This window comes from Acidovorax sp. LjRoot66, from assembly GCF_964253305.1.
GTDB lineage: Bacteria > Pseudomonadota > Gammaproteobacteria > Burkholderiales > Burkholderiaceae_C > Acidovorax.
In genome coordinates this window covers 1431595-1457265 of the sequence record NZ_CAXUQU020000001.1, presented here as the reverse complement: position 1 = coordinate 1457265, position 25671 = coordinate 1431595, and the positions used below count along the sequence as shown (strand labels likewise).

24 protein-coding genes are annotated in these 25671 nt (G+C 66.0%); 8 read left to right on the top strand and 16 right to left on the bottom strand.

Annotated elements, in window-relative coordinates:
• Positions 1-46 precede the first annotated feature (46 nt).
• Together ACSQ3Y_RS06740 and ACSQ3Y_RS06735 are read left to right on the top strand one after the other, a co-directional pair.
• On the top strand, positions 47-697 hold the full coding sequence (locus tag ACSQ3Y_RS06740; RefSeq protein WP_436176809.1) for an SCO family protein: 651 nt from the start codon (positions 47-49) through the stop codon (positions 695-697).
• A gap of 28 nt (positions 698-725) precedes the next feature.
• Complete coding sequence (locus tag ACSQ3Y_RS06735; RefSeq protein WP_057205199.1) at positions 726-1202, top strand: copper chaperone PCu(A)C; 477 nt, start codon at positions 726-728, stop codon at positions 1200-1202.
• Positions 1203-1338: 136 nt separating this feature from the next.
• Here ACSQ3Y_RS06735 and ACSQ3Y_RS06730 read toward each other — a convergent pair whose 3' ends face one another.
• On the bottom strand, positions 1339-2838 hold the full coding sequence (locus ACSQ3Y_RS06730; protein WP_436176808.1) for an RCC1 domain-containing protein: 1500 nt from the start codon (positions 2836-2838) through the stop codon (positions 1339-1341).
• A 570-nt stretch (positions 2839-3408) separates the two neighbouring features.
• Between ACSQ3Y_RS06730 and ACSQ3Y_RS06725 the strand changes: the two genes are divergently transcribed.
• Positions 3409-3699, top strand: a complete 291-nt coding sequence (locus ACSQ3Y_RS06725; RefSeq protein ID WP_057200209.1) for a co-chaperone GroES — start codon at positions 3409-3411, stop codon at positions 3697-3699.
• 167 nt (positions 3700-3866) lie between these two features.
• Positions 3867-5519: a chaperonin GroEL gene (gene groL, locus ACSQ3Y_RS06720; RefSeq protein WP_007854022.1), complete on the top strand. Its 1653-nt coding sequence runs from the start codon at positions 3867-3869 to the stop codon at positions 5517-5519.
• 134 nt (positions 5520-5653) lie between these two features.
• On the opposite strand, the gene ACSQ3Y_RS06715 is transcribed toward groL, so the two are convergent.
• From ACSQ3Y_RS06715 to edd, 3 genes are all read right to left on the bottom strand, one after another.
• A complete protein-coding gene (locus tag ACSQ3Y_RS06715) occupies positions 5654-5953 on the bottom strand; it encodes a DUF805 domain-containing protein (protein WP_305741878.1) in 300 nt (99 codons plus the stop codon).
• 128 nt (positions 5954-6081) lie between these two features.
• A complete protein-coding gene (eda, locus tag ACSQ3Y_RS06710; RefSeq protein ID WP_436176807.1) occupies positions 6082-6738 on the bottom strand; it encodes a bifunctional 4-hydroxy-2-oxoglutarate aldolase/2-dehydro-3-deoxy-phosphogluconate aldolase in 657 nt (218 codons plus the stop codon).
• Entirely contained in the window at positions 6729-8498 is a 1770-nt protein-coding gene (gene edd / locus ACSQ3Y_RS06705; protein WP_436176806.1) for a phosphogluconate dehydratase, read from the bottom strand. The genes eda and edd overlap by 10 nt, the downstream gene beginning before the upstream one ends.
• 103 nt (positions 8499-8601) lie before the next feature.
• On the opposite strand from edd, the gene ACSQ3Y_RS06700 reads away from it, so the two are divergent.
• The gene (locus ACSQ3Y_RS06700) at positions 8602-9519 is read left to right on the top strand and encodes an SMP-30/gluconolactonase/LRE family protein (RefSeq protein WP_436176805.1); all 918 of its coding nucleotides are present in this window, start codon (positions 8602-8604) and stop codon (positions 9517-9519) included.
• A gap of 9 nt (positions 9520-9528) precedes the next feature.
• Here the strand turns inward: ACSQ3Y_RS06700 and ACSQ3Y_RS06695 are convergent, their stop codons facing one another.
• A complete protein-coding gene (locus ACSQ3Y_RS06695; protein ID WP_057200205.1) occupies positions 9529-10743 on the bottom strand; it encodes an AGE family epimerase/isomerase in 1215 nt (404 codons plus the stop codon).
• A gap of 85 nt (positions 10744-10828) precedes the next feature.
• Entirely contained in the window at positions 10829-12388 is a 1560-nt protein-coding gene (gene pgi, locus ACSQ3Y_RS06690; RefSeq protein ID WP_436176804.1) for a glucose-6-phosphate isomerase, read from the bottom strand.
• A 191-nt stretch (positions 12389-12579) separates the two neighbouring features.
• Here pgi and zwf point away from each other — a divergent pair, with 191 nt between their 5' ends.
• The gene (gene zwf / locus ACSQ3Y_RS06685; protein ID WP_057200203.1) at positions 12580-14034 is read left to right on the top strand and encodes a glucose-6-phosphate dehydrogenase; all 1455 of its coding nucleotides are present in this window, start codon (positions 12580-12582) and stop codon (positions 14032-14034) included.
• A 148-nt stretch (positions 14035-14182) separates the two neighbouring features.
• On the opposite strand, the gene ACSQ3Y_RS06680 is transcribed toward zwf, so the two are convergent.
• The 9 genes from ACSQ3Y_RS06680 to ACSQ3Y_RS06640 all read right to left on the bottom strand — a co-directional run bounded on the left by ACSQ3Y_RS06680 (position 14183) and on the right by ACSQ3Y_RS06640 (position 22099).
• Entirely contained in the window at positions 14183-14476 is a 294-nt protein-coding gene (locus ACSQ3Y_RS06680) for a DUF4148 domain-containing protein (protein WP_436176803.1), read from the bottom strand.
• A gap of 63 nt (positions 14477-14539) precedes the next feature.
• Positions 14540-14833 carry a DUF4148 domain-containing protein gene (locus tag ACSQ3Y_RS06675; protein ID WP_436176802.1) on the bottom strand — a complete coding sequence of 98 codons (294 nt, stop codon included), beginning with the start codon at positions 14831-14833 and terminating at the stop codon, positions 14540-14542.
• A gap of 257 nt (positions 14834-15090) precedes the next feature.
• Positions 15091-15504 (bottom strand): SMU1112c/YaeR family gloxylase I-like metalloprotein, encoded by a 414-nt coding sequence (gene gloA2 / locus ACSQ3Y_RS06670; protein ID WP_436176801.1) that lies wholly within the window; start codon positions 15502-15504, stop codon positions 15091-15093.
• Positions 15505-15507: 3 nt separating this feature from the next.
• Complete coding sequence (gene glk / locus ACSQ3Y_RS06665) at positions 15508-16479, bottom strand: glucokinase (RefSeq protein ID WP_436176800.1); 972 nt, start codon at positions 16477-16479, stop codon at positions 15508-15510.
• Between the two features lie 172 nt (positions 16480-16651).
• Complete coding sequence (locus ACSQ3Y_RS06660) at positions 16652-17713, bottom strand: ABC transporter ATP-binding protein (RefSeq protein ID WP_057266197.1); 1062 nt, start codon at positions 17711-17713, stop codon at positions 16652-16654.
• Between the two features lie 12 nt (positions 17714-17725).
• A complete protein-coding gene (locus ACSQ3Y_RS06655; protein ID WP_057266200.1) occupies positions 17726-18595 on the bottom strand; it encodes a carbohydrate ABC transporter permease in 870 nt (289 codons plus the stop codon).
• Positions 18585-19469, bottom strand: a complete 885-nt coding sequence (locus tag ACSQ3Y_RS06650; protein ID WP_436176799.1) for a carbohydrate ABC transporter permease — start codon at positions 19467-19469, stop codon at positions 18585-18587. Before ACSQ3Y_RS06650 ends, ACSQ3Y_RS06655 begins: the two co-directional genes overlap by 11 nt.
• A gap of 169 nt (positions 19470-19638) precedes the next feature.
• Positions 19639-20757 (bottom strand): carbohydrate porin, encoded by a 1119-nt coding sequence (locus ACSQ3Y_RS06645; RefSeq protein ID WP_057266204.1) that lies wholly within the window; start codon positions 20755-20757, stop codon positions 19639-19641.
• Between the two features lie 91 nt (positions 20758-20848).
• Positions 20849-22099: an ABC transporter substrate-binding protein gene (locus ACSQ3Y_RS06640; protein WP_436176798.1), complete on the bottom strand. Its 1251-nt coding sequence runs from the start codon at positions 22097-22099 to the stop codon at positions 20849-20851.
• Between the two features lie 244 nt (positions 22100-22343).
• Here ACSQ3Y_RS06640 and ACSQ3Y_RS06635 point away from each other — a divergent pair, with 244 nt between their 5' ends.
• On the top strand, positions 22344-23072 hold the full coding sequence (locus tag ACSQ3Y_RS06635; protein WP_057200196.1) for a response regulator transcription factor: 729 nt from the start codon (positions 22344-22346) through the stop codon (positions 23070-23072).
• A gap of 40 nt (positions 23073-23112) precedes the next feature.
• Positions 23113-24522, top strand: coding sequence for a sensor histidine kinase (locus ACSQ3Y_RS06630; protein WP_057266559.1), 1410 nt, complete (start codon positions 23113-23115; stop codon positions 24520-24522).
• A gap of 182 nt (positions 24523-24704) precedes the next feature.
• Here ACSQ3Y_RS06630 and tal read toward each other — a convergent pair whose 3' ends face one another.
• Positions 24705-25652 carry a transaldolase gene (gene tal / locus ACSQ3Y_RS06625; protein WP_436176797.1) on the bottom strand — a complete coding sequence of 316 codons (948 nt, stop codon included), beginning with the start codon at positions 25650-25652 and terminating at the stop codon, positions 24705-24707.
• Positions 25653-25671: the final 19 nt, after the last annotated feature.

Below are 25671 nucleotides of genomic sequence, written 5' to 3'. Positions count from 1 at the left end.
CGCGCCTCGGCGGTAGCCCGCCGTCCCATCCTCGATACGTACCCCCATGAACACCCCATCGACACCACCACGCCTGGCCGCTGCCGCAGCGCCGGGCCCCTCCCACCACCGCCGCGGCCTGCTGGCCCTGGCGCTCGCGCCCCTGCTGGCGGCATCGCTCGCCGGCTGCAAGAAGGCGCCAGTGGCCTACAAGGGCATGGACATCACCGGCGCCGAGTACGCCCGGGATTTCCAGCTCAAGGATGCCCAGGGCCAGGTGCGCACACTGGCCGACTACCGGGGCAAGGCGGTGATGCTGTTCTTCGGCTTCACGCAGTGCCCCGACGTGTGCCCCACGGCCCTCACCCGTGCGGCAGAGATCCGCCGCCTGCTCGGCGACGACGGCCATCGGCTGCAGGTGGTCTTCATCACCATCGACCCCGAGCGCGACAACCCGACCGTGCTGGGCGCCTACACGCAGGTGTTCGATCCGAGCTTCATCGGCCTGTATGGCGACCTGGAGCAGACGGCCGCGGCAGCCAAGGAGTTCAAGGTCTATTACAAGAAGGTGCCCACGGGCGCGTCCTACACCATGGACCACTCCGCGTTCAGCTATGTCTTCGACCCGCAAGGCAAGCCGCGCCTGGTGCTGCGCCACGAACAAAGCGCCAAGGACTGCGCCGACGACCTGCGCCAGTTGCTGCAGCACTCCGCCTGAACCCCTTCCATCCACAGAGACCACTCCCATGCATTCCATCCAACGATCCATTCTGGCTGCCGCTTGCTTCGCCGCGCTCGCCATCCCGGCCTTCGCCCAGGTCACCGTCAAGGACGCGTGGGTGCGCGCCACCGTGCCCCAGCAGCAGGCCACGGGCGCCTTCATGCAGATCCAGGCCGCCAAGGACAGCAGACTGGTGTCTGCCAGTTCCCCGCTCACGAGCGCCGTCGAGGTCCATGAGATGGCCATGCAGGACAACGTCATGCGCATGCGCCAGGTGCCCGCCGTCGAGCTGCCCGCCGGCAAGGCAGTGAACCTCCAACCCGGCGGTTACCACGTGATGCTGATGAACCTCCAGCAGCAGGTGAAAGAGGGCGACACGGTGCCGATCACCCTGGTCTTCGAGGGCAAGGACGGCAAGCGCGAATCGGTGGAGGTCAAGGCCCCCGTGCGACCGCTCAACGCCGCAGCGCCAGCTGCGGCCCAGGGTGCGCACAAGCACTGAACGCCATGGCAAAGCGGACAGTGGGTCCGCCGCCGCTCTGGTACGGATTTGCATCCAATCGAACAATCCGACGGAAAGCCGCTGACGGCGCTTGCTACAGCGCCGCAGGGCGACCCAACGAGCGACGGTGTGCCGCTCAGTTCAGCGTGTGGACGACCTTGTAGCGGCCGGCACGGACCATCTCCGCTGCGGCCGTGGCATCGTCACCCACACCGTACCCCACCACCAACTGCACACCCTCCAGCCCGCTGAAGTTCAGGCCGGACGCAATGTTCACGGGCACCGTGCGGGGCAGCGGGCCACGTCCGTACGCCGGGAAGACGCCTCCGGTGTAGGGCGCCCATCCGTTCGGGCCCAGGAAGAGGGCCGTCGATCCGGCGAGTGCGGCCACATAGACCCGCCCCGTCTTGCCGCGGTGCAATGGCGATATCAGGGCGCCCACGTCCACCGTGACGTTGCTCAGGGGGCCATCCTGCCCTCCGGCAAAGGTGCCGGGGGCTTCACCCACCCGGCCAGCATCGAATGGTGCCCCATTGGCCAGCGTCACCCGCACGGGAGTCGTGGATTTGTCCGGGGCGCCTGTGGCCAGGTGGGTGGTCTTGCCCCACACCCAGACGCTGCCGTCCACGCCGATCGCCGCGGAGATCGCCGAGCCCGCTGCTGCGGCCACGACAGGCGGCAGGCCCGCAATGTGCGCGATCTTGGGTACTTCGGTCGAGGGGTTCACCAGGGTGCCATCGCCAAGCTGGCCGGCGCTGTTGACGCCGCAGGCATGCACGGCGCCATCGGCATCGACGAACAGGGTGTGGCCGTCGCCGGGCTCGATCTGCTGGATGCGCGCCAGACCCTGGATGGGCGAGATGTCGATCAGCGCATAGCCTCCATTCTGGATGCCCTTCTGGCCGCAGTAGGGGGCGTTGGTCGATGCCTGGCCCCAGACGGCGACGGTGCCGTCGCTCTTGAGGGCGTAGTACTGACCGGCGATGTTGATGGAGGTCGAGGCCACGGCCTGTACGCTGCCCAGGGCGTCGATCACGACCGGGGCCGTGGCGGTCCCGGCAACAGGGGCCAGTGCCTTGTTGCCGTTGGATCCCCAGGCGACCACCTTGCCGTCCTGGCGCAGCGCGAGCACGGCTGCGTCCGATGCGCTCACCGCCACGGCGCCCTGCGCGCCGGCCACCAGGCGGGGCACGGGGTTGCCGCCGCCACTGGTCTGCCCGGTGCCCAGTTGCGCCGTGCTGTTGCTCCCCCACGCAAAGACCTGGCCAGACACGTCGGTTGCAAAGGCCGCCGCCGTGTTGGTCCCGGCATTGATGCTGACGATGTTCGACAGGCCGTTGATCTGCACCGGCACGCTGGTGCCACTGCCGCCGGTGCGGCCACCCGAGTTGTCACCCCAGGCCCAGACGGTGCCGTCGGCCTTGAGCGCCATCGAGAATGAGCCCCGTGCCACCACCTGGACCACGTTCTGCAGCGAGGGGATCTGCGTGGGCGACGTGCGGGTGCTGGAATTGCCAAGGCCCAGTTGCCCGCCATTGCCGTAACCCCACGACCAGACCGTGCCGTCGGCACGCAACACGAGGGCATGGTCGTAGCCCATGGAGATGGCGGGCTGCACAGCGTGGGCAGAAGTCATCGCAAAAGCACAGCACAGGGCAGCAGCACCCAGGGCAACGGCAGTGCTCAAAGGCTTTTTCGTCATCAGATGTTTCATCGGTTCCCTCAAAAAAGTAAAAAAGAAAGATTGGCTGGACGCTTGGCGCCTGATCGCGTGGGGCGGGAAAAGCCGTACCGCAACCTCCGGGAGCCGGACCGTGGCGGGATGCGCCCCGTGTGCCCCTCAGCCAGCCAGCGGCGCCAGGGGCACGAAGCGGCAAGCCGCAATGCGATGGCGACGAGCGTCAAGACAGCGCAAGGTACCCATGGATGGCTTCCTGCGCCCCACCCCGCAGGGGTGAGGGATTTCCCTGCTCCTGCGCAAAAATGGGGTGGATCGGCCCGACCCCTTGCAAGCCATCGGCACAACTGGAAGCGTGTTTGACACCCTTCCAATCACCCCATGTCTTGAAACGGCAACAAATGCCCGTATCATTAGCACTCACTGCAACGGAGTGCTAACACTCCCTTGTTGGATGGAGTTTGGTAGCGCCTGGCCCTGTTCAGGCGCTTCGTACTGTCGGTAATTTTTTGACCCAGGAGCAATGCAATGAATCTTCGCCCCCTGCACGATCGCGTGATCGTCAAGCGTATCGAAAGCGAAACCACGACCGCCTCCGGCATCGTGATCCCCGACAACGCCGCTGAAAAGCCCGATCAAGGTGAAGTGCTGGCCGTCGGCCCCGGCAAGAAGAACGACAAGGGCGAACTGCTCGCCCTGAACGTGAAGGTCGGCGACCGCGTTCTGTTCGGCAAGTACTCGGGCCAGACCGTCAAGATCAAGGGCGACGAGCTGCTGGTCATGAAGGAAGACGACCTGTTCGCCGTGGTGGAGAAGTAAAGCTACTGCGCAGGCGCCATGCGTCGTTGCGCGGTGCTCGCAATCCTCACGTACAGGAAGTACGTTCCGGTTGCTGTGCTCCGTGCGCCTAGCCTGGCACCTGCTCGCTACGCTTTCCCCTCTCCCCCAAGCCAGTAATTGATTCAGTTAAATTTCAGGAGCTCCAAATGGCAGCAAAAGACGTAGTTTTCGGCGGCGAAGCCCGCGCACGCATGGTTGAAGGCGTGAACATTCTGGCCAATGCGGTCAAGGTGACCCTGGGCCCCAAGGGCCGCAATGTGGTGCTGGAGCGCTCGTTCGGCGCCCCTACTGTGACCAAGGACGGTGTGTCCGTGGCCAAGGAAATCGAACTCAAGGACAAGCTGCAGAACATGGGCGCCCAGCTCGTGAAGGAAGTGGCCTCCAAGACCAGCGACAACGCTGGTGACGGCACCACCACTGCCACCGTGCTGGCCCAGGCCATCGTGCGCGAAGGCTTCAAGTACGTGGCCGCCGGCATCAACCCGATGGACCTGAAGCGCGGTATCGACAAGGCCGTGACGGCCCTGGTGATCGAGCTGAAGAAGGCTTCCAAGCCCACCACCACCTCCAAGGAAATCGCACAGGTCGGCTCGATCTCGGCCAACTCCGACGAAACCATCGGCAAGCTGATCGCTGACGCCATGGACAAGGTTGGCAAGGAAGGCGTGATCACCGTGGAAGACGGCAAGTCCCTCGACTCCGAACTGGACGTCGTGGAAGGCATGCAGTTCGACCGCGGCTACCTGTCGCCCTACTTCATCAACAACCCAGAAAAGCAATCGGCCATTCTGGACAACCCCTTCGTGCTGCTGTTCGACAAGAAGATCAGCAACATCCGCGACCTGCTGCCTACCCTGGAGCAAGTTGCAAAGGCCGGCCGTCCGCTGCTGATCATTGCCGAAGAAGTCGAAGGCGAAGCCCTGGCCACGCTGGTGGTCAACACCATCCGCGGCATCCTGAAGGTCGTGGCTGTGAAGGCCCCTGGCTTCGGCGACCGCCGCAAGGCCATGCTGGAAGACATCGCCATCCTGACGGGCGGCAAGGTCATCGCTGAAGAAGTGGGCCTGACCCTCGAGAAGGTGACCCTGGCCGACCTGGGCCAGGCCAAGCGCATCGAAGTGGGCAAGGAAAACACCATCATCATCGACGGCGCCGGCGCTGCTGGTGACATCGAAGCCCGCGTCAAGCAAGTGCGCGTGCAGATCGAGGAAGCCACGTCCGACTACGACCGTGAAAAGCTGCAGGAACGCGTGGCCAAGCTGGCCGGCGGTGTGGCCGTGATCAAGGTCGGCGCTGCCACCGAAGTCGAAATGAAGGAAAAGAAGGCCCGCGTGGAAGACGCACTGCACGCTACCCGTGCAGCGGTGGAAGAAGGCGTTGTGGCCGGTGGTGGCGTGGCCCTGCTGCGTGCCAAGCAAGCTGTCGGTGACTCGGTCAAGGGCGACAACGCCGACCAGGAAGCCGGTATCAAGCTGGTCCTGAAGGCCATCGAAGCGCCCCTGCGCGAAATCGTGAACAACGCTGGCGGCGAAGCCTCGGTGGTGGTGAACGCTGTGTTGGCCGGCAAAGGCAACTACGGCTTCAACGCTTCGAATGACACGTACGGCGACATGCTCGAACTGGGCATTCTGGACCCCACGAAGGTCACCCGCACGGCCCTGCAGAACGCTGCCTCCGTGGCTTCCCTGCTGCTGACGACCGAAGCCATGGTTGCAGAAGCACCCAAGGACGAGGCCGGTGCCGGCGGCGGCATGCCCGACATGGGCGGCATGGGTGGCATGGGTGGCATGGGCATGTAATTGCCCGGCCCGGCGCGGTGACCCGTTCACTGCGCTGTCAACCAGCAAAAAGCCCGCAGGCCTTACGGTCTGCGGGCTTTTTTCATGGTGCGCGGTTCTGGTACCGCGCGCTGACATCCCTCATGCGGAATCGATCACTCTCCGCTGGGCTGCACCCACCAGTACAGCAGCACCAGGCCGCCGATGCCAGTCAGCGACAGCAGTTGCCACCAGCCCGAACGGCCAATGTCATGCAGCCGGCGGGCGCCAACGGCCAGTACGGGAAGCAACAGCGCCAGCGCCGCGATGGCGTAGGCGATCTCGCTGATGAAGGCGGTAACCAGCAGCACCAGAATCTGGAACAGGGCGAACCACCAGAACTCGGAGCGTGGCGCCCGGCCGGTGAAGCCCGCGTACTGGCTGAAGCACGACTTGATAGCTTGCGCAAAATCCATGGAGAAGCCCTCTCTTGGTGAAATATTGAGTACTTGCTGATTGCGGAGCGAATGCCCCCGCTCCATGATAAGCGGCAAGGATGACCTCCCCCAAGCACGCCTCGGGCAGCGATCGAAACCGGCTTGCTTCAGCTGGCTTGCCGCAGCGCCTGCGTGGCCTGCGCCAGCTGCGTGATGCGCGCCCAGTCGCCCGAGCGCACGGCGTCGGCCGGCGTGAGCCACGAGCCGCCCACGCAGCGCACATTGGGCAGCGCCAGGTAATTCGGCGCCGTGGCATTGGTGATGCCACCGGTGGGGCAAAAACTTACCTGGCCGAACGGGCTGGCCCAGGATTTGAGCAGCGGGATGCCGCCCACGGCCTCGGCCGGGAAGAGCTTGAGGAACTGGAAGCCATCGGCCAGCGCCTGCATGATCTCGCTGGAGGTGGCCACGCCCGGCAGCAGGGGCAGGTTCAAACCCTTGCAGGCCGAGCCGACTGCCGAGGTGTAGCCCGGGCTCACGGCAAAACGGGCACCGGCCTCGCTCGCGCGGCGCGCATCCTCGGCATTGAGCACGGTGCCCACGCCCACCACGGCCTCGGGCAGCTGGCGAGCAATCGCCTCGATGGCGGGCAGGCCTGCGGGCGTGCGCAGCGTGACCTCGAGCACCTTGACGCCACCGGCGAGCAAGGCCTCGGCCAGCGGAATCGCATCTTCGACACGATCAATCACGATGACCGGGATCACCGGGCCGTAGCTGGCAATATCGAGGGGGTTCAGGGCGGGGGTGGGGGCATTCACAGCCATGTACAGGCTCCTTGTTCAGCGCCGCCCGCATGGCGGCGAAAGTTGGAAAACAGTTCACGCCCGAAGCCGGTGGCCGCAGGCGCCTTGCATTCGTCAGGGGTGCGCGCGACCCATTCGGCATCGTCCACCAGCACGTCGAGCGTACCCGCCACGGCGTCCACGCGCAGCAGATCGCCGTCGCGCACCTTGGCCAGCGGGCCGCCGCCCAGCGCCTCGGGCGTCACGTGGATGGCGGCCGGGACCTTGCCCGAGGCACCGCTCATGCGGCCATCGGTCACCAGCGCCACCTTGAAGCCCTGGTTCTGCAGCACGGCCAATGGCGGCGTGAGCTTGTGCAGCTCGGGCATGCCATTGGCGCGCGGGCCCTGGAAACGCACCACGGCCACCATGTCCTGCTGCACTTCGCCCGCAGCGAAGGCCGCGAGCAACTCCTCCTGCGAGTCGAACACGCGCGCAGGCGCCTCGATGATGTGGCGGTCTTCCGGCACGGCCGAAACCTTGATCACGGCACGGCCCAGGCGCCCCTGCAGCAGGCGCAGGCCGCCCGTCGGCGAGAACGGCTCGACCACCGGGCGCAGCACGGCCAGGTCGCCCGAAGTGGCGGGCGCCGGCGCACCACCGGCCGCGATGCCGCCCTCGTTCACGCTCACCACGTCGGGGTGCATGAGGCCGTTGGCAAGCAGCTCGCGCAGGATCCAGGGCGGGCCGCCTGCGGCCTGGAACTGGTTCACGTCGGCATCGCCATTGGGGTAGACGCGGGCCAGCAGCGGCACCACGGAGGACAGGTCGTCGAAATCGGTCCAGTCGATCAGGATGCCGGCGCTGCGCGCGATCGCCACCCAGTGGATCAGGTGGTTGGTGGAGCCGCCCGTGGCCAGCAGCGCGGCCATGGCGTTGACGATGCAGCGCTCGTCCACCACATGCGCGATGGGCGTGAAGCGCTTGCCGCGCTTGCCGATGTCGAGCACGGTGCGCATGGCCTGGCGCGTGAATTCCTCGCGCTCACCAGTCCCTGGCGGGGCGAACGCCGCATCGGGCACGTGCAGGCCCATGGCCTCGAGCAGCATCTGGTTGCTGTTGGCCGTGCCGTAGAAGGTGCAGGTGCCGGGGCTGTGGTACGCGGCCGATTCGGCCTTGAGCAGCTCGTCGCGGCCGACCAGGCCCTGCGCGTAGAGCTCACGCACCTTGGCCTTGTCCTTGTTGGGCAGGCCCGAGCCCATGGGGCCGGCGGGCACGAACACACAGGGCAGGTGCCCGTAGTGCAGCGCGCCGATCAACAGGCCCGGCACGATCTTGTCGCACACGCCGAGCAGCAGCACGCCGTCAAACACGTCGTGGGACAGCGCTACCGCAGTGGCCATGGCAATGGCGTCCCGGGAGAACAGCGACAGCTCCATGCCGGGCGTGCCCTGCGTCACGCCGTCGCACATGGCAGGCACACCGCCGGCCACCTGGGCCATGGCGCCGTGGCGCGCGGCCTCGTCGCGCAACAGCGCCGGGTAGCTCTGGTAGGGCTGGTGGGCCGACAGCATGTCGTTGTAGGCCGTGACGATGCCGACGTTGGGCGCCTTCTCGACCGTGACCTTGAATTTTTCGGAGCCCGGCAGCGCCGCGTAGGCATGGGCCAGGTTGGCGCAGCCCATGCGGTCCTGCGGCGGCTTGCGCTGAATCATGGCGTCGACCGTGGCCAGGTAGGCGGCGCGGGTCTCCTTGCTGCGCTCGATGATGCGGGCCGTCACGCGCGCTACGACTGAATGCATGGGATGCTCCATCGGGGGTGGACTTGGATAGTGGGGAAAAAGAGATTACAGCTCCAACGGGAGCCTCTAGAATGTAACTCGATAACCACCCCGGATCAAGCCAATGTCCCTGCAGACCCTGCCTTTGCCGCCCTCGGAACTGGGCGAATCGCCGTTCTGGCATCCCCATGAAACATCCCTTTACTGGTGTGACATCCAAGGAAAGCGGGTGAACGCCTGGGCGCCGGCCAGCGGGCAACTGTGCACCTGGGACATGCCCTCCGAACCAGGTTGCTGCGCCCCTGTGGCAGGCAAGAAACTAGTAATCGGGTTACGGGATGGTTTCTACCTGCTTGACACCACCAGCAGCGCCCTTGCCTGCCTGGCGCTGCTACCCCCCGACGTACATGACACCCGCGTGCTGCGCCTGAACGATGGCCGCTGCGATTCGGCGGGCCGGTTCTGGGCTGGGTCGGTGATCAGCCCGCGCACGGCGCCCGACGCGGCACTGTGGCGGCTGGAGGCGGCACCCGGCGGCTTTCGGGTGCAGAAGATGGCGGGCGAGAACTTCACCGCCAACGGCCTGGCCTTCAGCCCGGACGACCGCTGGCTCTACTGGTCCAACACACCCGAGCACCGCATCGACCGCTTTGCGTTCGATGCCGCCACCGGCAGCATCGAAAGCCGTGCGCCGTGGGCGACCTTCCCGCCCAAGGTGGCGGGCGAGCCCTATGGCGGCCGCCCCGATGGCGCGGCCGTGGACGTGCAGGGCAACTACTGGGTGGCCATGTACGAGGGTGCCTGCGTGCTGCAGCTCTCTCCCGCAGGCCAGGTGCTGCAGCGCGTTGCCATGCCAGTGCCATGCCCCACCATGGTCTGCTTTGGCGGCGACGACCTGCGCACGCTGTACATCACCTCGGCGCGCGCCGGCCGGCCGCAAGCGGAACTGGATGCGGCCATTCCGGCGGGCTCGCTGTTCAGCCTGCCCGTCGAAGTGCCGGGCCTGCCCGTGAACTTCTTCCAGGCCAGCGCGGCGATGTAAGACCCGTGCTCAGGGTGCGCGCTGCGCGCCCAGCGCCAGCAGCACGTCGTAGCAGGCGCCCATGTTGTGGTAATCGACCTTGCCGGCATTGCTCTTCTCGCGCGTGTGGTTGAGGTTGCGCCCGTCGAGGATGCGGAACCAGGCACCGTGCTCGTGGTCCACGAAGTGCTGCCAGCAGTAGGCCCAGATGCGCTCGTACCAATCCCAGTAGCGCGGCTCTCCGGTGTGCACGGCCAGCACGGCTGCGGCGGCCATGCTCTCGGCCTGCACCCAGTGGTACCTGCCGTCGTCGCAGATGCTGCCGTCGGGCGCCATGCCGTAGACGATGCCGCCATGGGCGGTGTCCCAGCCCTTGTCCATCGCTGCGTCGAACAGGAAGCGGGCACACGGCAGGTGCCAGGGCGCGGGCGCCAGCGCATCGAGCTGCAGCAGCAGCTTGGCCCATTCGGTCTGATGCCCGATCTGGTAGCCCCAGGGGCGGAAGATGTTGCTGCGGTCGTGGCGGTTGTAGTCCCAGTCCACCGACCAGTCGGCACGGAAATGCTCCCACACCCAGCCGCCCGACAGTGCTGCCTGGCGCTGGCAGATGCCCTGCGCGAGCTGCTCGGCACGCTCGATGTAGCGTCGCTCGCCCGTGGCGCGGAAGGCCGAGATCATGGCCTCGCAGGCGTGCATGTTGGCGTTCTGGCCGCGGTAGTCCGACAGTGCCCAGTCGCGCGCGGCCTCGTCGGCATACAGGCCCTCTGCCGGCTGCCAGAAATGCTGCTCGGCGGTATCAAAGGCCTCGGCCAGCCACTGCCGCGCCTCGGGCACGCCGGCTTCGTGCGCACGGGCATACGCCAGCATCACGAAGGCCATGCCGTAACAGTGGCGCGTGGCGTCGAGCAAGGTGGCGTGGCCGCCATGCCAGTCGATCAGCCAGGCGTAGCCGCCAGTGGCCGGGTCAAGGAAGGCCGTGCGCAGGAACTGCAGCGCATGCTCCACGCCCTGGCGGTAGCGCGCCTCGCCGGTGGTCTTGAACAGCATGGCATGCGTGACCACGAAGCGCGTGGCGCTCACCAGGTGGCGCGTGCGCTCGTCATAGACGGTGCCGTCGTCGAGGAAGAAGTGGTACATGCCGCCCCCCGCATCGGTGGCCACGGGCTCGTAGAACGCCATGGTCTGGCGGATGTGCGCGTGCAGGAATGCGGGCGAGCGGAAATCGGGTGGCTGCGGTGCGGTCATGTGTTTGTCTCCTTCATGGGCCGCATCTGCGGCACCGGCACCTCAAGGCGCCTTGTTATCCAGTCGTGTGCCGCTGCGCGGTGGCTCACCCGCGCAGGCGCGCCAGCAATCCCGCCGTGGAGCCATCGAGTCCCCCGGCATCGCCCGATGCCAGGCGCGCCTCCAGGTCGCGCGCCAGCACCTTGCCCAGCTCCACTCCCCACTGGTCGAAGCTGTTGATGCCCCACAGGCTACCGCTCACGAACACACGGTGCTCCTGCAGCGCGATCAGCGCACCCAACGATGCCGGGGTCAGCGATTCGAGCAACAGGAAGGTGCTGGGCCGGTTGCCCGGAAAGTGGCGATGACCGTCGTCAAGGCTGGCCTTGCCCACCATCAGCGCCTGGGCCTGGGCCAGGGCGTTTGCGAGCAGCTTGTCCTGGTGGCCCGGCAGCGGGTGCGCAGCCTGGCGCACGGCAACGATCTCCAGCGGCAGCACGTCCGTGCCCTGGTGCAGCATCTGGAAGAAGGCGTGCTGGCCGTTGGTGCCGGGCTCGCCCCAGAGCACGGGCGAGGTGGCATAGGGCAGCTCCTGCCCGTCGGCGCCCACGCGCTTGCCATTGCTCTCCATCTCGAGCTGCTGCAGATAGGCCGGCAGCCGGCCCAGCGCGGCATGGTAGGGCGCGATGCAGCGGCTGGTGAAGCCGTGGAAGTTGCGGTACCAGACATCGAGCAGGCCCAGGCGCACCGGCAGGTTGGCGGCCAGCGGCGCGGTGCGGAAATGCTCGTCCATGGCATGCGCGCCAGCCAGCAACTCGCGAAAACCCGCCGCACCGATGGCGATGGCGATGGGCAGGCCGATGGCCGACCACAGCGAGTAGCGCCCGCCCACCCAGTCCCAGAAGCCGAAGGTGGTGGTGATGCCCAGGGCACCTGCCGCTTCCACGTTGGTGGTCAGCGCCGCAAAGTGGCGTGCCACGTCGCTGCCGCCCTCTGCGCCGAACCAGGCCAGCGCGGAGCGCGCATTGGCCATGGTCTCGGCGGTGGTGAAGGTCTTGGAGGCGATCAGGAACAGCGTGCTCTCCGCCTTGAGCCCCTGGAGCACGCCATGCAGCTCGTGACCATCGACGTTGGAGACGAAATGCAGGCGCTTGCCCGCAGCGCGAAACGCATCGAGCGCGAGCACCGCCATGTGCGGCCCCAGGTCCGAGCCGCCGATGCCGATGTTCACCACGTCGGTGATGGCGGCATCGCCGCGCACCTGCTCGGCGTATTGCAGCATGGCGCCCTGCGTGCCATGCACCTCGGCCAGCTTTTGTGCGATATCGGCGCCGTCACCGGGCAGCGCCAGGCCCCGGGGGCGGCGCAGCAGCGTGTGCAACACGGCGCGGCCCTCGGTGTGGTTGATGGGCTGACCCGCGAACATGGCATCGCGCTGTGCAGCAAGGCCACAGGCCTCGGCCATGGCCAGCAACAGGGCTTCGGTGGGCCGGTCCCACAGGTTCTTGGAGAGGTCGGCGAACACCTCGGGAGCGGACTGGCTGAAGTGCGCAAAGCGCTCTCCATCTTCGGCGAAAGCCTGCCGGAGGTCCAGCGCGCGCCCTTGCGCCTGGAACAAGGCCTGCAGCGCGGGCCACTGGGAAGTCTGGTCACAACGGAGGGGCATGGGAGAGCTACCTGGACAGAAAAATGGAAAACGGCGAAATAGTAACTTGATTACCAAAACAGGCTGGTACTTTTTTGTTGCAGACACAGCTTGGAACGCCAGTTGCTCTGCAGTCCTACACAAATCGATGTAACGTGATTACAATTTCGAGAGCAACGCACGACGACCAATGCACTGAATACGGAGACCCCATGAGTTTTGACCTTGTCCTGTTTGGCGGAACGGGCGACCTGGCCTGGCGCAAGCTCATGCCGGCGCTGTTCCAGGCGTTCCGCCACGGAACGCTGCCCGAAGGGGGCCGCATCATCGCAGTGGCCCGTGACGAGCTCAGCCATGAACAATACCGCAGCCTGATCCAGTCGCGCTTCGATGGCGTGGACCTGGCCAAGCGCCCCACGCCCGACGAATTCGCACGCTTCGGCGCCCTGCTGCACTACCTGCGCATGGACCTGTCGCAAACCCAGGACTATGCCCGCCTGGCGGACATGCTGCACGAGCGCAATGCCGAGTCGGTGGTGATGTACGTGGCCACGGCGCCGAGCCTGTTCACCAATGTCTGCGAGCAGATCGCCGCCGTGGGCCTGAACGGCCCGACCACCCGCGTGGTGCTCGAAAAGCCCCTGGGCCACGACCTGCGCTCCAACCAGGCCATCAACGACACGCTGCGCCGCGTGCTCAAGGAAGAGCAGGTCTTTCGCATCGACCACTACCTGGGCAAGCCCTCGGTGCAGAACCTGTTCGCCATGCGCTTTGGCAACGCGCTGTTCGAGCCCCTGTGGCGGCGCGAGACCATCGCCAACATCCAGATCACCATTGCCGAGGAACTGGGCGTGGAGACGCGCGGCGCCTTCTACGACCAGACCGGCGCCCTGCGCGACATGGTGCAGAACCACGCCCTGCAGCTCTTGTGCGCGATCGGCATGGAGCCGCCCATCAACGCCAGCGCCAATGCCATCCGCGACGAGAAGCTCAAGGTACTGCAGTCGCTCAAGCCCTGGAGCGTGGAAACCATCGGCCAGCACGTGATCCGCGGCCAGTACGTGGCCGGCAAGACGCACGGTGCCAGCGTGCCCGGCTACCTGCAGGAAAAAGGCGTGGCCGCCGGCAGCACCACCGAGACCTTTGTCGCGCTGCGCACCGAGATCTCCAACTGGCGCTGGGCCGGTGTGCCCTTCTACATCCGCACCGGCAAGCGGCTGGCGGGGCGCGACGCGCACATCGTCGTCAACTTCCGGCCCGTGCCGCACCCGATTTTCCGCACCTCGGCCGGCGCAGCCAACCGCCTGGTGATCAACCTGCAGCCCAAGGACGGGCTGGAGCTGCACCTGCTGGCCCAAGGTGCCGCCCAGCACCAGACCGAACCAGCCCTGTCGCAGGTGTACCTGAACCTCGACTTCGACCAGCGCTTCGGCACAGAGCGCGTGGGCGCCTACGAACGCCTGCTGCTCGACGTGATCGCCGGCCGCCTGAACCTCTTCGTGCGCAGCGACGAGCAGGAGGAAGCCTGGCGCTGGGTAGAACCCATCCTGCAGCACTGGCGCAACGATGCACTGGGCCCACGGCCCTACACGGCCGGCAGCTGGGGCCCGAGCGCCGCCAGCGCGATGATCGCGCGCGACGGCTACTGCTGGAGTGAGGAGGTCTGACGCTCTTCGCGCTGCCCCACAACGAAAAAGGCTCCCGTTGGAGCCTTTTGTCATTCATGCCGGGTTGCGGCATTGAGGGGAAACACTTCCACATGGTGGCGGCACCCACGACCGTGAGATACCACCACCATGGGAAGGCCCGCATTCTTTACATGGCGCTGATTTCGCCCGAAGGGATCTGGCCGGTGCGAACAGCTTCGGCAGCAGCGGCACGCACGGCAGCACGGTCAGCCGTCGACTTGTAGGTCACGACGCGCGAACCAGCGGGTTCGGTGCTGCGGGTCTGTGCCACGGTAGCGGCTTCAGCAGCCACTTCGGCACGGGTGCGGTTCGTGTCGAACTTCAGGGCGAACTGCGAGCTGTCGGCTTCGTCAGCGTGGGCACCGAAGGAAACGAAAGCGGCAACAGCGGCCAGGGAGAGGAAACGTGCGGTCTTGTTCATGGTGATCTCGATTCTTTGATTAGTTAGGGCAGGGGGGCGGTTCGGTTCAGTCCGGGGCGCCGCTTACAGGGTGCCGACTTCGCCGGAGGAGATCTGGCCGGTGCGCACGGCATCGGCAGCCTGGGCACGCACGGCAGCGCGGTCGGCGGTGGACTTGTAGGTCACCACACGCGAACCAGCGGGCTCGATGCTGCGGGTCTGTGCCACGGTAGCGGCTTCAGCGGCCACTTCGGCGCGGGTGCGGTTGGTTTCGAACTTGGTGGCGAATTGCGAAGCATCGGCTTCGTCGGCTTGGGCACCGAAAGAAGCGAAAGCGGCAACAGCGGCGATGGAGAGGAAGCGTGCGGTCGTGTTCATGATGAAATCCTTGGAAGAAAAAAGTGACTCAAAAAACCGGAGCAAAAACACTCTGAACCGGGTTCGGTGAGTCGCCTTGCGGGTTCGGCTCATCGATGGGTTGAACTGTACGCCGCAGGTGATCAAAGAAAAACCACCCAGTCGCGAACTGACTGTTCCAGTTTTGAAAACAATGCTGCGAAAGACGCCCGGCACACGCCCCAAGAAAAATGCCGCCCAGGTTTCCCTGTGCGGCATGGCGTTGGAGCGGCGCCTGACTACGCTGGCCGTGGGCCGACTAGTTCGATGGGCAGGCCATCGGGGTCTGCAATAAACGTGAAGGGGCAACCCGTGAAAGGATCCATGCGCACGGGCTCGGCAGCGACACCATGGGCGGCCAGGGCCTGCAGGCTGGCGTCGAGGTCGCTCACCCGCAGCGCGAGGTGCCTCAGCCCGCAGGCCTCGGGGTAGGAGGGGCGCGGCGGCGCCTCGGGAAACGAGAACAGCTCGATCTGTGTGCCATCGGGCAGCGCGAGGTCGAGCTTGTACGACTGGCGCTCGGCGCGGTACGTCTCGTTCACCACAGCCAGGCCCAGCACCTCGGTATAGAAGCGCCTGGAGCGTGTGTAGTCCGAGCCGATGAGGGCCACATGGTGCACGCCCGCAAGCGCCAGCGGTGGCAGGCTCGCCACGGCTCAGACGCCCGCGATGTCGAGCGCGCGCGAGGCACCGTAGAGCGCCGGGGTGGCACTCGGGTCGATGATCCAGCACGGAATCGACGCCAGGTATGGCGCAAAACGGCCCTTGGCTTCAAAGCGCTGGCGAAAGGAAGACTGGTCGAACCACTCGCCCAGGCGCGGCACCATGCCGCCGCCGATGTACACCCCGCCGCGCGCGCCCAGCGTGAGCGCCAGGTTGCCGGCCACACTGCCCAGAAAGCCGCAGAACAGGTCCAGCGCCTGCAGTGCCAGCGGGTCCTTGGCCTGCAGGGCCATCTCGGTCACCTGCGCGGCCGAGCTGACCTCGGTGCCACCGGCGTGCGCCACGGTGCACACCGCGTGGTACAGGTCCACCAGGCCCGCGCCCGAGACGGCGCGCTCGGCCGACACATGGCCATAGCGCTCGTGCAGCACGCGCAGCACGTCGAACTCGTGCTGCGTGTCGGCCGCCAGCGTAACGTGCCCGCCCTCGCCCGACAGCGGCACGCCGGCCGGCGAGTGGGGAGGGAAGACCAGACCCGAGACACCGAGGCCGGTACCCGCCCCCACGAGGCCGATGGCCTCACCCGGCACGGCCTGGCCGCCGCCCACCTGGCGCAGCAGGTCGGGCGTGAGCAGGGGCAGCGCCAGGGCCAGCGCAGTGAAGTCGTTGATGACCACCAGCCGCGCAAAACCAAAGGCCTCGCGCACCGCCTTCTGCGAAAAGCTCCAGCTGTGGTTGGTCATGCGGATGGCGTCACCCGTCACGGGGTTGGCAATGCCGAAGGCCGCCTCCTGCGGCGCGGCAATGCCCACCTCGGCCAGGTAGGTGCGGATGGCTGCATCCACCGTGGGGTACTGGGCGCACTGCAGCACGCGCGTGTCGTGCAGCGTGTCGTCGCCCGGGGCCTGCCAGGCCAGGCGGATGTTGGTGCCGCCGATGTCGGCGAGAAGGCGTGTTGCGGGCATGGTCGATGGGGCAGCGTCCACCACAAGGCAGCGGACCGCTCACCCGAAAGTGGATGGCTGAAAACGGCAGAGCCGACGCAAACAGGTTTTTAACCCAGAACGCCCACAGCAGCCGGGTCAAAGCCCCCATACAGCGAGGCCGAAGGCAGGCGGGGGTTGCCGCCTTGCGGGATCAGGCAATGCGCTGCTCGGTACCGGTGTCGAACCAGTGCGCGTGCGCTGGCGCCACGGCCAGGCCCACGCGGTCGCCGGGCTTCACGCGCGTCTGCGCGTCGGTGCGCAGCGTCATGCTGCCGGCGGCGGTGTCCACCATCACGTAGGTGTCGGGGCCGGTGGGCTCGACCACACTGACCTCGCCACGCCAGGGCGAGCTGTCCTGCATCACCAGGTGCTCGGGGCGCACGCCCAGCAGCACCTCGGGGGCGGCCAGAGGGGCCGCCAGGTCCAGCGACACGCCCTGGATGGCGAAGTGACCGGCCGCCTGCGTACCGCGCAGCAGGTTCATGGTGGGCGAACCGATGAAGGTCGCCACATAGGTGTTGGCCGGGTGGTTGTAGATCTCGTCGGGCGTGCCCAGTTGCTGCACCACCCCGCCCTTCATCACGGCAATGCGCGAGCCCAGCGTCATGGCCTCGACCTGGTCGTGCGTCACGTAGACGCTGGTGATGCCGCTGGCCTGGTGCAGGCGCTTGATCTCGGCACGCATCTCCACGCGCAGCTTGGCGTCAAGGTTGGACAGCGGCTCGTCAAACAAAAACAGCTGCGGCTGGCGCGCCAGGGCCCGGCCCATGGCCACGCGCTGGCGCTGCCCGCCTGACAGCTGGCTGGGCCGGCGGTCCAGCAGATGGGTGATCTGCAGCATGGCGGCTACCTCGTCGATGCGCTTCTTGCGCTCGGGCTTGGGCATCTTGCGCATCTCCAGCGCAAAGCCGATGTTGTCCGCCACGCTCAGCGTGGGGTACAGCGCATAGCTCTGGAACACCATGGCGATGTCACGGTCGCGCGGGGGCATGCCCACCACGTTCTTGTCGGCGATGCGGATCTCGCCCTCGGTCGGCTCATCGAGCCCCGCGATGATGTTCAGCAGGGTCGATTTGCCGCAGCCCGAGGGCCCCACCAGGATCAGGAACTCGCCCGGTGCCACGTGAATGTCGATCTTGCGCAGCACCTCCACGCTCTTGTCACCCTTGCCGAAGCGCTTGTTGATGCCCACTATGTCCAATGAAGACGCCATGATTTCTTACCTCTAACCTTTGACCGCGCCAGCCGTCAGGCCGCGCACAAAAAACTTGCCTGCGAGAACGTAGATCACCATGGTCGGCAGGCCCGCGATGATGGCGGCCGCCATGTCCACGTTGTAGGCCTTCACGCTGGAGCTGGTGTTGGCCAGGTTGTTCAGGCCCACCGTCACGGGCTTGGAGTCGGTGCCCGAGAAGACCACACCGAACAGGAAGTCGTTCCAGATGTTGGTGAACTGCCAGATCAGCGTGACCATGATGATAGGCGTGGACAGCGGCAGCACGATGCGCCAGAAGATCTGGAAGAAGCTCGCGCCATCCATGCGCGCCGCGTTCACCAGCTCCTTCGGTATCGCCGCGTAGTAGTTGCGAAAGAACAGCGTGGTGCCGGCCAGGCCCGCCAGGCAGTGCACCATCACCAGGCCCGTGATGGAGCTCGACAGCCCGAGCCAGCCCAACACCTGGCTCATGGGCAGCAGCACCACCTGGAAGGGCATGAACACGCCGAACAACAGCATGCCGAACAGCGCATCGCTGCCGCGGAACTTCCACAGGCTGAGCACATAGCCATTGAGCGCACCCCAGACGGTGGAGACCATCACGGCCGGCACAGCCATGGCCACCGAGTTCCAGAAGAAGGGGCGCAGGCCGTTGCAATCGACCCCCGTGCAGGCGCTGGACCACGCCGTGCTCCAGGAAGACAGGTTGAGCGCAGCGGGCAGCGCCAGCAGCGAGCTGCTGCGGATCTCCTCGGCATCCTTGAACGAGGTGACCAGCATCGCGTACAGCGGCAGCAGAAAGAAGGCGGTGGCCAGGGCCAGCACCGCATAGACCAGCAGGCGGCCCATGGAAGGAAAAAAGGAGGGCTTAGCGGTCATGGGGTTTGCTGCGCAATTCGCTGTACAGGTAGGGGATGACCAGGGCAGCCACGGTGGCCAGCATCATGGTGGCGCTGGCCGCGCCCAAGCCGATCTGGCCGCGCGAGAACGACATGGTGTACATGAAGGTGGCGGGCACGTCGGTGGCATAGCCGGGCCCGCCGGCCGTGAGCGCCATCACCAGATCGAAGCTCTTGATCGCCAGGTGCGACAGCACCATCAGCGTGGAAAAGAACACCGGGCGCAGCGCCGGCAGCACGATGCGCCAGTAGATGCGCGGCAGCGAGGCGCCATCGACCTGGGCGGCCTTGATGATGCTGTCGTCGATGCCGCGCAGGCCGGCCAGAAACAGCGCCATCGCAAAGCCCGCGCTCTGCCAGATACCGGCGATCACCACGCAGTAGATGGCCATCTCGGTGTCCACCAGCCAGCCGAACTCAAAATTGGGAAAACCCCAGTCGCGCACCATTTTTTCGATGCCCAGTCCCGGGTTGAGCAGCCACTTCCATGCCGTGCCCGTGACCACGAACGACAGTGCCATGGGGTACAGGTAGATGGTGCGCAGCGCGCCTTCGGCGCGTATCTTCTGGTCCAGCAGCACGGCCAGCAATACGCCGATGGCAAGGGAGCCACCCACGTAGCCGACGCCGAAGATGCCCAGGTTCTTGAGGGCGACCCACCAGCGGTCCATCTCCCAGAGCTTTTCATACTGCGCCAGGCCCGCCCATTCGTAGTTGGGCAGCATGCGCGATGCGGAAAGGCTCAGCACCCCGTTCCACACCATCAGGCCGTAGATGAAGGCAAAACCCAGCACGAAGGCCGGTGCCACGACCAGCTTGGGCAGCCAGAATTCAAAGGAGTTCTTGGTCGTCATTGCAAAAGAGGAATCGGGTGCATACGCTGGCTGGGACATGGGCGACGGCCACGCAGTCCATCATCACGTCAACAGGAAAAACAACAAGGAAAAAAGGGGGGCACACAGGGAGTGCCCCCCAAGAACAAAGTCACCTCTGACTTAACTCGCTTTCACACTCACTCCCTCCTTACCACCAGATCTCATACTGCACACCCACCAGAGTGCGCGAGGTCTTGCCGTTGGCGCCGAAGGTCGCGGCATTCGCCACGGCGGCGGCCTGGTTCCAGTTGGCCTTGGTCACGTACAGACGCAGCTCGGGGCGCGACCAGAAGTCCTCGTTCATGGCCAGAGCGCCAGCCAGCGTCACCTTGCTCAGGCGCTGGTCGGGACCGGTCCCCTTGCGCGTGGTGGTCGACACTTCGGCCAGGGCCTTGAAGTTCTGCGTGATGGCGTACGAGCCGCGTCCGCCCAGCGAGAAGTCCTTGGTCTCCACATTCGTCAGGTCGGTCTTGTTGGTCTGGTAGCCAATCAGAGCCTGACCACCGAAGGGACCACTTTGCCAGTTGATGGAGTCGGCGATGCGCGTGGAGCGCCGGCCGGCACGGGTGCCGTCGATGGCCTCGAACTCGCCATCGATGCGGGCATGGCCCCGCGAACCCTGCAGGTACAACGTGTTGCTGATACTGGGCAGCAGGAATTCCTTTTGCGTGTGCATGAAGGAGATGCCCGAGCCCGAACCGCCGTTGACCTGGTTCTTGCCGCCCACCGCGGTCAGCAGCACGCGCAGCTTGCCGTTCGGGTTGGTGTTGATCTCGGACAAGTCGACATTCAGGCGCTGGGCCTTGACGTCGTTGGGCAGGTTGCCATCGAATTTGTCGCCACTGAACAGGCCCACGCCGAGCTTCATGCCGCCAATCGGCATGTCGGTCATGCCGGCACCGACGTTGTCGCCGTAGTTCAGCAGGAAGTAGTCGACGATGTGCACGTCCTGGATACGCAGACGGCGCTGGCCGACCCAGAACTTGGCTTCGGGAGAGAACGAGAAGCCGCTCATTTCCACGTAGGCCTGCTCGGTGCTGATGTCGCCACTGCCCCACTTGGCGGGCATGTAGTTCAGCTTCCACTTGATGCCGCCAGCCTCGAAGCTGCGGGCGAAATTGACTTCGATGCCGTTGTCGCCTTCGTTGCCCAGGCGGTACTTCTGCAGCTCGCCGCCCAGGGCCAGGTTGCCCTTGACGCCGTCGGAGTGGTTGAACACCGGGCCACCCCGGGAGTAACCGTTGAACTCGAAGCCGGCAACATCCATTGCCATGGCACTACTCATCGCGCATGCGGCGGCCAAAGCCACCGCCGTGAGGCGGTTTCTTTTCATCATGATGGGATCCCTCAGTGGTGGTTTACTTGGTTTTCGCGGCGGTCGCGATCTTCTTCATGGCGTCGGCGACGCTCACCTTGTCGTCATTCCAGAACTGGCTGACGGCGTCCTTGATGGCGCCTTCCGTGGCGGGCGCAATCGCCATGCCGTGGGCCACGCTGGGCAGCAGACTGCCGCTCTTGGCGGTGTCGGCGAAGTCCTTGGCGGAGGCCTTGGCGCAGTCGTCGAATTTGTCCATCTTCTGGCCGGCGCGCACCGGGATGGAGCCCTTGTTGAGGTTGAACACCTCCTGGAACTCGGGGCTCATGATGGAGCTGGCCAGGTCGCTTTGCGCCTTCTGGGCGGAAGCATCCTTGAGCTTGAACAGGATGAACGAGTCCACGTTGAAGGTGTACGACGTGGTCGTGCCCGGTGCTGCGGCGCACATGAAGTCCTTGCCCGGCACCTTGTTGGCCGCCAGGAACTCGCCCTTGGCCCAGTCGCCCATCAGCTGAAAGCCCGCCTTGCCCTGGATCAGCATGGCCGTGGCCAGGTTCCAGTCGCGGCCGGGAGCGCCCGGGTCGGTGTACGACTTGATGCGGCGCAAGGTCTCGAGCGACTTCTTCATGGTGTCGCTGTTGAGGGCCTTGTCATCGAGCTTGACCAGCGCGTCCTGGTAGAACTTGGGACCACCGACGCCGAGCACCACGGATTCGAAGGTGGTGAAGTCCTGCCAGTTCTGGCCACCGTGGGCCACGGGCACCAGGCCTGCGGCCTTGAGCTTGTCGGCTGCGGCAAAGAACTCGTCCCAGGTCTTGGGCATGGCGGCAACGCCGGCCTTCTTCAGGGCCTCGGAGCTGCCCCACATCCAGTTGACGCGGTGCACGTTGACCGGGGCGGCCACATAGGCGCCCTTGTACTTCATGATGTCGGCGACCACCTTGGGCAGCAGGTCGTCCCACTTCTCGGCCTTGGCCAGTGCGTCCATGTTGGCCAGCACGCCTTCGGACGCCCATTCCTGGATCGCCGGGCCCTTGGTCTGGGCTGCGGACGGCGGGTTGCCCGAGATCACGCGGCTCTTGAGCACGGTCATGGCGCTGTCGCCACCGCCGCCGGCCACGGCGAAGTCACGCCAGGTGTGGCCCTTGCCCTGCATGATCTTCTTGAGTTCGGCCACCGACTTGGCTTCTCCGCCCGAAGTCCAGTAGTGCAGGACCTCCACTTCCCCTGCACCGGCGGACGCCGCTGCCGCCAGAACCGCCGCGACGGCGGCGACTTGTGTCAACTTCCACATACCCTTGTCTCCTCGTTTGTGTGAATCCGTTTTGTGCGCCGGCTTACCGGTGGCGTTCAGCGCAGTCGGTACTTTAATTACAATAATTAATGAACATATCAGGGCTTTCCCGAGTGTGTGGGTTACGTGCCAATGGAATTTGGCTGTTATCGAATTACCACCCTGTTTTCCTGCGTCTCGGTGCTTTCCCTGCTGTGCGCTCCTGCGACAGGCTCGCCGCAATGCCCTTTGTTATCCTCTATCCATGCCCACCATCCTGATAGTCGAAGACGATGCACTGCTGCTGGACGCACTGACGGGCCAGCTCCAGCAACTGGAGTTCAGCGTGTACACCGCCTCCAGTGTGGCCGAGGCCACCACCTTGCTGCAGGGCCAGGCGGTGGACGGCATCATCCTCGACCTGGGTCTGCCGGGCGGTGCGGACGGCATGGAGCTGCTGACCTGGGCGCGCACCCACATTGCCGGCCTGCCGGTGCTGATTCTGACCGCACGCGACGGCATCGACGACCGCATCCACGGCCTGAACGCCGGGGCCGACGACTACATCACCAAGCCCTTCAACATGCAGGAGCTGCAGGCCCGCCTGCAGGCCATGCTGCGCCGCGCGCGGCAGCCCGCATTCACACAGGCCAGCAGCGCCTCCGGGGGCCCCAGCACGGCCATCGGCAGCCTGCAGATCGACCATGGCAACCGCAGCGCGGTGCTCGGCGGCGAGCCGCTGGAGCTCACGCAGCGCGAATGGGAGCTTTTGGAGCTGCTGGTGAACCGCTGCGGCGAAGTGGTCACGCGCGACGATGTGCTCGCCGCCTGGCGCGCGGGCCCGCCCGAGCCCGGGCAGGCCGCAGCAGCCCCGCTCAACTCGAATGCGCTGGAGGTGTATGTGCACCGACTGCGCAGAAAACTCGATGCATCGAACCTGGTGATCCGCAACATCCGCGGGCTGGGCTACATGCTGGCCAAGCCTGCGGAATGAACGCGACCGCCGCGCTCGTGCCCACCCCCGGATGACCATGATGCGCCCGATTCCCGGCGTCTCCCTGCAACGCAAGCTGCTGCTGTGGCTGCTGCTGCCGCAGCTCGTGCTGTGGCTCTCGGGCGGTTTTCTGGCCTGGCGCATCGCGCTGCAGAACGGCGAGAAAGGGATCGACCAGACGTTGACCCAGTCGGTGCGCGCACTGGCGCGGCAGATCAAGCCCATCGGCGACGGCCTGCTGGTCGATTTCCCGAAGGCAGCGCAGGACATCCTGGAGCAGGACCCGGCCGACCGCCTCACCTACATGGTGTCTTCGCCGCCCGGTCGCTTCCTGCTGGGCAATGCCCAGTTGCCCCCGCCCCCGCCGGTGAGCGTGGACGTGGGCGAACCCTTTCTGTACCAGGCGCATGTAGATGACCGCCCGGTGCGCGTGGCGCTGCTCGACGTGGACTACGGCACGCCACAGACGCGCCAGCGCCTGCGCGTGCAGGTGGCGCAAAGCCTCACGGTGCGCGAGCGCATCGCACAGGAACTGCTCGCGCAGATGCTGCTGCCCATGGGCCTGATGGGCCTGGCACTGAGTGCCGTGGTGTATGCCGGTGTGCTGCGCGGCCTGCAGCCCCTGAAGCGCCTGGAAGCGCAGATCGAGAAGGCCGGCGCACGCAAGCACAACACGGCCGACCCGCTGCCGCCCATCGAGCTCACCTCGGCCCCGCAGGAAGTGCATTCGCTGGCCAGCACCATCAACGGCCTGCTGGAGACCGTGGCGCGCGGCCAGCAAAAGGAAAAGCGTTTTCTCAACGATGCGGCCCACCAGTTGCGCACGCCCCTGGCCGGCCTGATCGGCCAGACCGAGCTGGCGCTGCACGAGAGCCGCGAGCCGGCCGTCCAGGAGCGGCTGCACAAGGTGCTGTCGGCCGCCAGGCGCAGTGCCCACCTGGTGCACCAGCTGCTGCAGTTGGCGCGTTCGGAAAGCAGTGTGGCCATGCAGACGCTGGACCTGCCAGCCCTGGCACGCGAGGTGGCCCGCGACTGGGCCGCACGCGCCGTGGCCAGCGGCGTGGACCTGGGCTACGAGGGCGAGGAACAACTGGCCGTGCAAGGCCACCCGCTGCTGCTGCGCGAGGCCCTGAACAACCTCATCGACAACGCCCTGCACTACGCAGGCCACGGCGCCACCGTGACGGTGCGGGTGGACATTGCGGGTGCGGGCATGGCCACCCTGGCGGTAGAGGATGACGGACCCGGCATGGAGCCTGCCCACCTGCGCGACATGTTCGCGCGCTTCTGGCGCGGATCGGACAAACCCGGCGGCTGTGGCCTGGGCCTGTCCATCGTGGAGGAGATCGCGCTGCAGCACGCCGGCCAGACCTTCGTCGACCCGGTGCTGCCGCATGGCCTGCGCGTGGGCCTGAAGGTGCCGCTCAGCGCGGCGGCGCCTCGAACCTGAATAGTGACTCCGGGTTTTCGCGGACTGCGCAGTCTGCCCGCACGACGCAACTGGCGCGGCCCAGGCCAGAACCACTGCGCAAGGGCCGCCCCGCCGCGCTAGTGGTGTCCCCCTTCCCGAATCGCACAGCGATTCGAGAGAAGGGGTGAAGGCGCGTCAGCGCCTCAGGGGGATGTACCTGCTTATGCCGACAGGATCAGCTTCTCGAGCTTGATCGCATCCACGGCAAACCCGCGAATGCCTTCTGCCAGCTTCTCGGTGGCCATGGCGTCTTCGTTGAGCGCGTAGCGGAAACCCGCCTCGTCGTAGTTCACCGCCGGCAGGTCCATCGCCTTGGCGGCTGCGGCATCGAGTGCGGACGCCAGCGGCGCATCGCTGGCCGCCAACTGGGCCAGCAGGTCGGGGGCGATGGTGAGCAGGTCGCAGCCGGCCAGCGCGGTGATCTGGCCCGTGTTGCGAAAGCTCGCGCCCATGACTTCGGTGGCGATGCCAAAGTGCTTGTAGTGGTGGTAGATCTGCGCGACGGACTGCACGCCGGGGTCGTTGGCGCCCGAACGCGCGGCTTCGTCCCACTGGGCGCCGGCCTGCTTCTTGTACCAGTCGTAGATGCGGCCCACGAAGGGCGAGATCAGCTGCACCTTGGCCTGGCCGCAGGCCACGGCCTGGCAGAACGAGAACAGCAAGGTCAGGTTGGTGTGGATGCCGCGCTGCTCGAGCTTCTCAGCGGCCTGGATGCCTTCCCAGGTGGCGGCGACCTTGATCAGCACGCGGTCGATGTGGATGCCCTCGGCCTGATACAGCTCGATGATGCGCTCGCCGCGGGTGATGGTGGCCTGCGTGTCGAAGCTCAGGCGTGCATCCACTTCGGTGGAGACGCGGCCGGGGATGGTGGCCAGGATCTCGCGGCCAAAGCGCACGATCAGGCGGTCGATGATCTCGTCCATCGGGCGGCCACGGAACTGGTTCACCGTGTCGGTGAGCAGTGGCGCGTACTCGGGCTTTTGCACGGCCTTGAGGATCAGCGACGGGTTGGTCGTCGCATCCTGCGGCTGGAACTGGGCCAGTTGCTTGAAGTCGCCGGTGTCGGCAACCACGGTGGTGAACTGTTTGAGGGCGTCGAGTTGGTTCATGCCCCCATTATTCCGCATC